The following is an 8,191-nucleotide window of genomic DNA, read 5'->3' on the forward strand; positions in this document are numbered from 1 at the left end:
GGAGGGTGGGACAGGGAGGATGCTACTGGGAGTCAAGGGGTAATTCTTCGTATAGCGGTTGTTGAGCCGCATTAAGGGCGCATTCGGCCCAGATGACCTTGCCGTGTGGGGTGTAGCGGGTGCCCCATGCCTGGGCCAGCTGTGCGACGAGGAACAGGCCGCGCCCGCCCTCGTCCGTGGTGGCCGAACGCCGCAAGTGCGGGGCGGTGCTGCTGCCGTCGGAGACCTCGCAGATCAGGGCGCGGTCGTGGATCAGGCGCACCTGGATCGGCTCGGTGCCGTAGCGGATGGCGTTGGTGACCAGCTCGCTCAGCAGCAGCTCGGTGGCGAACGTGAGCTCGTCCAGCCCCCAGTGGGCCAGCCGGCGGGTGGCGGCGGCGCGGATGTCGCAGACCCGCGCGGGATCGGCCGGCAGGTCCCAGACCGCGATCCGGTCGGCGGGCAGGGTGTGGGTGCGGGCGACGAGCAGGGCGATGTCGTCGGACGGGTGCTCGGGTGCCATGGCGTCCATGACCGCCCGACAGGTGTCCTCGGGACTCCGGTCCGCCTGGGCCAGGGCGCGGCGCAGCTGGTCGAGGGCGACGTCGATGTCGCGGTGACGGTCCTCGACGAGCCCGTCGGTGTAGAGGACGAGCGTGCTGTCCTGGGGCAGCTCGATCTCGGCCGTCTCGAAGGGGAGACCGCCCAGGCCCAGCGGGGGCCCGGCGGGCAGGTCGGGGAAGCTCACGCTGCCGTCGGGATGGACCAGGGCCGGCGGCAGGTGACCGGCCCGGGCCATGGTGCACTGCCGCGAGGTGGGGTCGTAGATGGCGTACAGGCAGGTGGCGCCGACGATGCCGGTGCTGCCCGTGGCGGGGTCGTCGCTCTCCTCCCGGTCCAGGCGCACCAGGAGGTTGTCCAGGTGGGTGAGGAGCTCGTCGGGGGCGAGTTCCAGTTCGGCGAAGTTGCGTGCGGCGGTCCGCAGCCGCCCCATGGTGGCGGCGGCGTGCAGCCCGTGTCCCACGACGTCACCCACGAGGAGGGCCACCCGGGTGCCGGACAGGGGGATGACGTCGAACCAGTCGCCGCCCACTCCGGCTTCGGCGGGCAGATAGCGGTGGGCGACCTCGACGGCGCTCTGCTCGGGCATGCCGCGCGGGAGCAGGCTCCGCTGGAGTGCCAGGGCCAGGGTGTGCTCCCGGGTGTAGCAGCGGGCGTTGTCGATGCACAGGGCTGCGCGGGCGGCGAGTTCCTGGGCCAGCCGGCTGTCGTCGTCCCCGAAGGGGGCGGGGTCCTGCGAGCGGTAGAAGCCCGCGATGCCCAGCAGGACGCCGCGGGCGAGCAGTGGGACGGCGATGAGGGAGTGCACGCCGTGCGCGAGGATCCGCCGGGAGCGCTCGGGGCTCTGGGCGAGCCAGCCGGCCGCGGACGTCAGCTGGGGTTCCAGGACCGCCCGCCCACTGGCCAGGCAGCGCATGTGAGGGGTTCCGGGGAGGAGCTCCACGTGCCGTCCGGCCGGGTAGAAGGGGCAGTCGTCGCGGATGCCGTGGACCACCGTGCGGTGCAGGTCGGTCCCGGGACCGGCGGGATCGTCGCCGCGCAGCACGGCCTCGGGCAGGTCCACGGTGACGTAGTCGGCCAGCCTCGGGACCGCCGTCTCGGCGAGTTCCCAGGCGGTGCGGCTCACGTCCAGGGTGGTGCCGATGCGGGTGCTGGCCTCGGCCAGCAGTTCCAGGCGGCGCCGTGCCTCGACGGCGTACTTCCCGACTTCCGGCTCGCCCACCAGCACGAGGCCGCGGATCGTGCCGGGGCGCGGTCCGGCGGTGCCGGGTGGCGCTCCGGCGGGCGGCGGTCCGGCGCGGGGTGAGACGGAGAGGTGATGGACCGGCGGCGTGCCGCTGCTGAGTACGGCCTCGACGACCATGCCCTCCACCCCGGAGCGGCTCGTGACCGGGCGGCTCAGCAAGGTGGCCTCCCGGCCGTGGGGGAGGGCCACGTCCACGGAGGCCCGCCGGGAGGAGGCGATGAGCTCGGTCGCCTTCTCCTTGAGGATCGTCTGATCACGCGGATCCAGCTCGAGATCGACCAGTTCCTCCAGCCCGGCCGGAACGGTCGGCCCGGTGTGGTGCCCGTCCCCGGCGGGCCCGCCCGTCTGCGCGCGCATTTCGGCATCGAGGTACGTCCGCAACAGCCGCCGCTCGCGCGTCGAGCTATGCTTCATCAGCCGCCGCTCGATCGTCTCGGCCGCCCGGCGGAGCAGGACGGCCAGGTCCCCGCGCTCGTAGGCGTACGGGTATCCGAAGCAGAGCACACCTACGATGCGCCCGCTGAGCTGGTCGCGGATGGGGACGGCGCAGCAGGCGTTCCTCTGGGCGCGTTCGGCGAAGTGCTCGGCGCCGTAGACCTGGATCGGGCTCCGCTCGGCCAGCGCGAGGCCGATGCCGTTGGTCCCGGCGAAGCGCTCGGCGAAGACGAAGCCGGGCACGCTCTGGATGGGGGGCAGACTCCGGGCCAGGGAGGGCTCGCCGAAACGGCGTTGCAGCACCGTGCCGTTCGCGTCGGCGACCGAGATGTTCATCTGGCTGCCGGAGAACCGGGACTGCAGCTGGTCGAGCACGGGTCCGGCCGCACGCACGAGCCGGCTGTCCGGATCGAAGTCGTCACGGTAGGGAAGTTCGGTCCCGTCCGGTGACAGTCCCAGCAGCCGGCAGCGCAGCCAGGAGTTCAGGATCGGACTCCGGACCCCGGTCTCGACCGGCTCACCCCCCAGGAATCGCTCACGGGAGCGTGCGGGGCCGATCTGCTCTCCCGTGACCCCCATCTGCATCACTTCCCCTTGGCCGATGAAAGTTGAATCAGCGCGTTTTGAGTATATTCCCGGCAATTTTCCGCTTCACAGGAGAGCGACCGGATTGACCGGCGATCCCGTCCCTCCGGGGACGTCGAGAGGTGTCACGACGACCATGAACTCGTAGCGTCCCGCTTCGGCGCACGCGGCGGACAGCGCCTCCAGGTCCAGGTTGTCCAGTAGGGGCACCCCCATGGCCGCGATGGCGAGGGCGTGGACGGGGGAGTGGAGGCCCTCGACCGGGGAGGGACGTACATCGCTGTCCCCGTCCGCGCCGAGCAGGCTGATCGCACGCTCGGCCAGCAGTGGCATCGCGTCCACGTGGAAGCCCGCGCTCGCCGCGTCGACGTCCCACGGGCCCAGCTCGCGGCGGCGCCGGAACCGGCCGGAGCGCAGCAGCACCGCGCACCCGTGGTCGATCCCGACGCCGAGCGCCCGCTCGGCGGCGATGACGTCACGGGCGTGGACCGCCTGCCCGGGCTCCAGCCAGTCGGCTCCGAGGACGGCGGGCAGGTCGAGGAGCACGCCCTTGGTGACGAGCGGGCCGAGCGCCGACACCGAGCCGAAGCGGGCGCCGGCGGCGCCGATGAACTCGCGTGCAGGGTGTCCCTCGTAGAGCCGTCCTCGGTAGGCGATGTGTGACAGCGCGTCGAGGTGGGTGACGGCCTTGCCGTGGTAGTCGACGGCGAGGAAGTCCTTGTGGGTGGCCGGTTCCGGGGGCTCCACATCGCCGAGGTCGGACATGTAGTGCAGGGCGGGCCGGGTGTTGTCGGGGCCGGGCCGGGTGTTCCAGGGCAACCCCAAGGGTACGGTCGTACCGTCCCGGACCAGGGTGGCGGCCCGCCGCACATGGTCCGGGGTGACCCGGTTCCAGGCGCCCCGGTCGGCTGGGGCCCAGCGGCCCCACGTACGGACCGCGGCGAAGAGGGCGTCGAATTCCCGACGGGAGACCCGGGAAACCTCCGCGGGGTGGGTGCTCACGGGCATGCGGTGCTCCAGACGGGCAGGGGCGGCGGGCGGCCCGCCGTTTCCGCATCCATACCCGGCCCGGGCAGCGGCCGGACGCCCACAGGGAGCGATGCCCCCGATGAGTGGCGAGTGGCGGCCGTGCGCACGGGCGAGGCTGGCTGTACGCCCGCGCATGTCGTGTACACCGGTCCGCTGCTGGTGGCGACACCCGCTCTGGCGGCGGTGACGATGGGTCCCAAGGGCACGCTCGCGGCGGCCGGAGTGGCCGTCGGCGTCAGCGTGACCACCGCCACCCACAACCAGGCCTGGGGCGGCCAGCAGGTCTACACGAACTTCCTCGCCCTGATCCTGGTGTCGGTGGCGAGCTGCATCACGAGCCGCGCCGTGCGCACGCGCCGGGAGAACGAGCTCAACCAGATCCGCCGGATCGCCGTGGGTGCCCAGGAGGTCCTGCTGCGGCCCGTGCCGGCCCGGCTGGGCCCCGTACGGGCGGCCAGCATGTACCTGGCCGCCGAGACGGGCGCGCAGATCGGCGGGGATCTGTACGGCGCGGTCCAGACCCGGTACGGGGTCCGGATGATCGTCGGGGATGTCCGGGGCAAGGGACTGCCCGCCGTACGCGCCGCCGCGGTCGTGCTCGGCGCGTTCCGGGAGGCCGTGCACTACGAGGAAGACCTGGTGGAGGTCATCAACCACTGCGGAGCGGCCCTGCGGCGGGACGCCGTCATCGTGGGCGCCGGCGCGGGCGGCGGTGACGACGCCCTCCGGGAGGATTTCGTCACCGCGCTCGTGGCCCAGATCCCGGACAGCCCCGACATCGAGGTGATCAACCGGGGCCATCCGCCGCCGCTGCTGCTGTGCCCAGGCAGGCGTTCCTGGAGGGCCTGCGTCAGGCATTGCTCCGCCACACGCAAGGTTGTTTGGCGGACGATGTGGCGGTCATCCTCGTCGACCGGCTCGAAGACGGGCACGGGGCGGGCCCCGGCCAGGGGTGAGCACTGGCTGGCTTCGGGGTGTCCGAGACGGGGCGGGACGTGAAACGACCTACGAAACGGGCTCCCTGCGCCGGCATTGCCCGGATCAGGTGATGGAGGTCGCCTTCAGGTCTTCCAACCCTCAGGCCTCTCAGCCCTACCGCTGACGTCGGCCACGGCGGACAACTGCAACCTCTTCCGCCTCAGTCGGCTACTCCGGTCGAACTCCCTCGCTCGCCTCGTAGGCCTATCAGCAGCATAGCCCGCCAGCGGCAGATGAAACCTCTTTTTTCCATATTTGTCCGGTGTCTCTGACCGTGCGTCGGCGTCTTCGAGTGCGAAGCCCGCGTCGAACATGCCGCGGATCACCCCTACTGGGCGTTGCGGCACTGGGGGAACCAGACCTCCTCGTCGAGGTCGAAGCCACCACCGTCATCGCAGAGCCGTGTCTCCCCGATCACGCCACGTGTTTCAGGACGCGGGGCGGCGCGCGCGAACGGGGTGGGTCGGGTCCTGCTGGCCCCCTGAGGGCAGTATCCGGAGCTCGCCCCGGTCGCTGATCTCGGCACGTATGATCCCGGTGGCATCGGCATAGACGGGATGGCCGCCCGGACCCGTCTGCGTGGTGCGTGCGACGACGACGATGTCCGTTCCGTGAGCCCCGGGTTCACCCCTGTCGAATACCAGCTCGTAGCGATCCTCCTGGTCACCGCCCACTGCGCACCTCCACGTACCGCTGTCGCGTGGCCCGCGCACCGGCGGGCCGCGTACCAACGTGCACCACGAGCCTCGATGACGAGGGGCACCACGCGGCAGCGGGGTCCGACTGGGGGAGCCGGAGCGTACCCGGGGAGTCCACCTTGTTGAACAGGCGGCCGTCGGCGCTGACCCGGGCAACGGTCGTGAGGCGGGCACGACGGTCCTGTCCGGGTCGCCGCGCTGGTCAGGGGGCGGTGCGGACGGGGAAGGTGAAGGAGCAGCCGTGCTGGGCGAACCGGGGCAGGACCTCGCGCAGGGCGGCCACGGTCTGCGAGCGGTCGCCGCCGCCGTCGTGGAAGAGGGCGGTCGGGTGGGATTGCTGCTGTTCCACCGTCGACACGATGGCCGCAGTGCCCGGACGGCTCCAGTCCTTGGGGTCCACGGTCGCGCCCGGCGCTGCCTGCTCGATCATGGTTCGGGCGTCGAGGATCTCCCGCTGCTGGAAGGCGACCGGCTTGTGATCCATCGTGGTGTCGTGGCTGACGGAGTGGTCGCACAGCCGGTGCCCGGCAGCGACGACGTCCTCGACCAGGTCCGGGCCGTCGTCGATGGTGATGGCGACGTCCCGCGCGCCGCCGCCGGCGGCCGAACGGGCGATCGTGGCAGGGCTTCCGTTGCGGTGGGATTCCGGACTCCAGGCTAGGAACGATCGGGCGCCCTCCGCCTCCCCCGAAGGAACGACCCGAACGCGGCCGGTCAGCCGGCGGTGCCGGCGGCGGAGAAGAGCCCGCCCACACCGCCCTCACCTCCTACCTTGCGGTGATGCTCACCGGAGCGTGCCTCGGTCGAGAGCCGCCAGGACGCGGTCCGGGGTGAGGGGGAGTTCGCGGATCCGGTGGCCGCTCGCGTGGTGGAAGGCGTTGCCGATGGCCGCCGCGGTACCGACGATGCCGATCTCGCCGATGCCCTTGCTGCCCATCGGGTTGAGGTGCTTGTCGTGCTCGTCCAGCCAGTGCACCTCGATGTCGGGCACGTCGGCGTGGGCGGGGACGTGGTACGAGGCGAGGTCGTTCTCGGTGAAGTCCCCGAAGACGGGGTCCACGGTGCTGTGTTCGGTGAGGGCCATGCCCAGTCCCATGATCATGCCGCCGACGAGCTGGGAGCGGGCGGTCAGCGGGTTGAGGATGCGGCCCGCGGCGAAGACGCCCAGCAGCCGACGCACCCGGACCTCGCCGGTGACGGTGTCGGCCTGCACCTCCGCGAAGTGGGCGCCGAACGCGTGCCGGGCGTACGGGGACTTCTGCTTGGCAGAGGCCGTCGTATCGGCCGGGACGGACACCCCGGCCTCCGGGAGCGGGCCGGTGCGGCGGGCGAGGAGGTCGACGAGGCTCGTGCACGCATCGTGGACGGCCCAGCCCCAGGAGGCGGTGCCGGCCGAGCCTCCGGCCACCGAGCCGTGCGGCAGCGCGGAGTGCCCGATCTCCACGGTCACCCGGTCCAGGGGGACCCGTAGCGCGTCGGCGGCGATCTGCGCCAGGACGGTGCGGGCGCCGGTGCCGAGGTCGGTGGCGTTGGTCCTGACGAGGTACGTGCCGTCGGGGAGGGCGTGCGCCCGCGCCGAGGAGGGAGCGATGTACACCGGGTAGGTGGCGGCGGCGACCCCGGTGCCGATCAGCAGCGGGCCGTCCCGGCGCGGCGTGCGGTGGGCGGCCCAGCCGAACCGGGCGGCCCCTTCGCGCAGGCATTCCACCAGATGGCGGCTGCTGAACGGGCGGCCGCTGTCGGGTTCGGCGGCCGGCTCGTTGCGGACGCGCAGCTCGACCGGGTCGATGCCGAGGGCGTCGGCCAGCTCGTCCACAGCCGATTCCAGGGCGTACATGCCGGGGCACTCGCCGGGAGCCCGCATCCAGGAGGGCGTGGGTACGTCGAGGGGCACGACGCGGTGCGTGGTGAGGAGGGCGGGCGCGGCGTACATGACGCGGGCGGGGACGGCGGCCTGTTCGACGAACTCGCGGACGCGGGAGGTGTGGGTGGTGACCTCGTGGACGAGGGCGGTGAGCGTGCCGTCCGTACGGGCGCCCAGGCGTACACGGTGCAGGGTGGGCGCGCGGTGGCCGACGACGGCCGCGAGGTGGCGCCGGGGCAGGGCGAGGGTGACGGGGCGGCCGGTGTGCCGTGCGGCCATCACGGCGAGGACGACGTGCGGGCGGGGGGTGCCCTTGCAGCCGAAGGCGCCGCCGATGTGCTCGGAAACCACCGTGACACGGTCCTCGGGCAGCCCGAAGAGGGAGGCCAGGGTGGAGCGTACGAGTCCGGATCCCTGGCTGGAGTCGTACACGGTGAGGGTGCCGGCGTCGGTGTCGGGGTCGCCGTCGGTGCCGGTGCGGGGCTCCCAGAGGGCGGTGGCCGCGTGCGGCTCCATGGGGTGGTTGTGGAGCGGCGGTACGGCGTACGCGCAGTCCACCCGGACCGGCGCGGCGGCGAACGCGGCGGCCGCGTCGCCCTGTTCGCGGTGGGCGGGGTAGCCGCCATTGACCTCATCGGGGGTGTAGGCCGCCGGATGGCCTGCGTGCAGGACGGCGTCGTGGGGCTCGGCGTCGTAGGTGATGCGGACGGCCGCGGCCGCCTCCCGGGCAGCCTCCTGTGTCTCGGCGACGGCCAGGGCCACGTACCAGCCGCGGTGTGGCACTTCGGGGTCCTGGAGCACGCGCAGGGTGGGGTC

General features: G+C 72.5%; 8 protein-coding genes. 2 read left to right on the plus strand and 6 right to left on the minus strand.

Features of this window, described 5'->3' with window-relative positions; translation table 11 throughout:
* Positions 1–22 precede the first annotated feature (22 nt).
* Together AC061S_RS16645 and AC061S_RS16650 are read right to left on the minus strand one after the other, a co-directional pair.
* Positions 23–2,800, minus strand: coding sequence for an ATP-binding SpoIIE family protein phosphatase (locus AC061S_RS16645; RefSeq protein WP_478686721.1), 2,778 nt, complete (start codon positions 2,798–2,800; stop codon positions 23–25).
* A gap of 72 nt (positions 2,801–2,872) precedes the next feature.
* Positions 2,873–3,814 carry a cyclase family protein gene (locus tag AC061S_RS16650; RefSeq protein ID WP_478686722.1) on the minus strand — a complete coding sequence of 314 codons (942 nt, stop codon included), beginning with the start codon at positions 3,812–3,814 and terminating at the stop codon, positions 2,873–2,875.
* A 159-nt stretch (positions 3,815–3,973) separates the two neighbouring features.
* On the opposite strand from AC061S_RS16650, the gene AC061S_RS16655 reads away from it, so the two are divergent.
* Positions 3,974–4,834, plus strand: coding sequence for a PP2C family protein-serine/threonine phosphatase (locus AC061S_RS16655; RefSeq protein ID WP_478686723.1), 861 nt, complete (start codon positions 3,974–3,976; stop codon positions 4,832–4,834).
* Positions 4,835–4,896: 62 nt separating this feature from the next.
* Here AC061S_RS16655 and AC061S_RS16660 read toward each other — a convergent pair whose 3' ends face one another.
* From AC061S_RS16660 to AC061S_RS16670, 3 genes are all read right to left on the minus strand, one after another.
* The gene (locus AC061S_RS16660) at positions 4,897–5,127 is read right to left on the minus strand and encodes a hypothetical protein (protein WP_478686724.1); all 231 of its coding nucleotides are present in this window, start codon (positions 5,125–5,127) and stop codon (positions 4,897–4,899) included.
* Between the two features lie 114 nt (positions 5,128–5,241).
* Positions 5,242–5,685, minus strand: a complete 444-nt coding sequence (locus AC061S_RS16665) for a DUF6296 family protein (protein WP_478686725.1) — start codon at positions 5,683–5,685, stop codon at positions 5,242–5,244.
* A gap of 28 nt (positions 5,686–5,713) precedes the next feature.
* The gene (locus AC061S_RS16670) at positions 5,714–6,085 is read right to left on the minus strand and encodes a polysaccharide deacetylase family protein (RefSeq protein ID WP_478686735.1); all 372 of its coding nucleotides are present in this window, start codon (positions 6,083–6,085) and stop codon (positions 5,714–5,716) included.
* On the opposite strand from AC061S_RS16670, the gene AC061S_RS16675 reads away from it, so the two are divergent.
* Positions 6,005–6,172, plus strand: coding sequence for a hypothetical protein (locus tag AC061S_RS16675; RefSeq protein ID WP_478686726.1), 168 nt, complete (start codon positions 6,005–6,007; stop codon positions 6,170–6,172). The genes AC061S_RS16670 and AC061S_RS16675 overlap by 81 nt on opposite strands.
* A gap of 123 nt (positions 6,173–6,295) precedes the next feature.
* On the opposite strand, the gene AC061S_RS16680 is transcribed toward AC061S_RS16675, so the two are convergent.
* Positions 6,296–8,191 (minus strand): xanthine dehydrogenase family protein molybdopterin-binding subunit (locus tag AC061S_RS16680; RefSeq protein WP_478686727.1); only part of this gene is annotated, 1,896 nt, incomplete at its 5' end.

The sequence above is a fragment of the Streptomyces sp. CA189 genome, assembly GCF_056428985.1.

What these genes read in the sequence shown, in the direction of transcription:
- AC061S_RS16660 (WP_478686724.1), bottom strand. Translation starts at nt 5,127, where the DNA reads ATGTTCGACGCGGGCTTCGCACTCGAAGACGCCGACGCACGGTCAGAG.
- AC061S_RS16645 (WP_478686721.1), bottom strand. Translation starts at nt 2,800, where the DNA reads ATGGGGGTCACGGGAGAGCAGATCGGCCCCGCACGCTCCCGTGAGCGA.
- AC061S_RS16650 (WP_478686722.1), bottom strand. Translation starts at nt 3,814, where the DNA reads ATGCCCGTGAGCACCCACCCCGCGGAGGTTTCCCGGGTCTCCCGTCGG.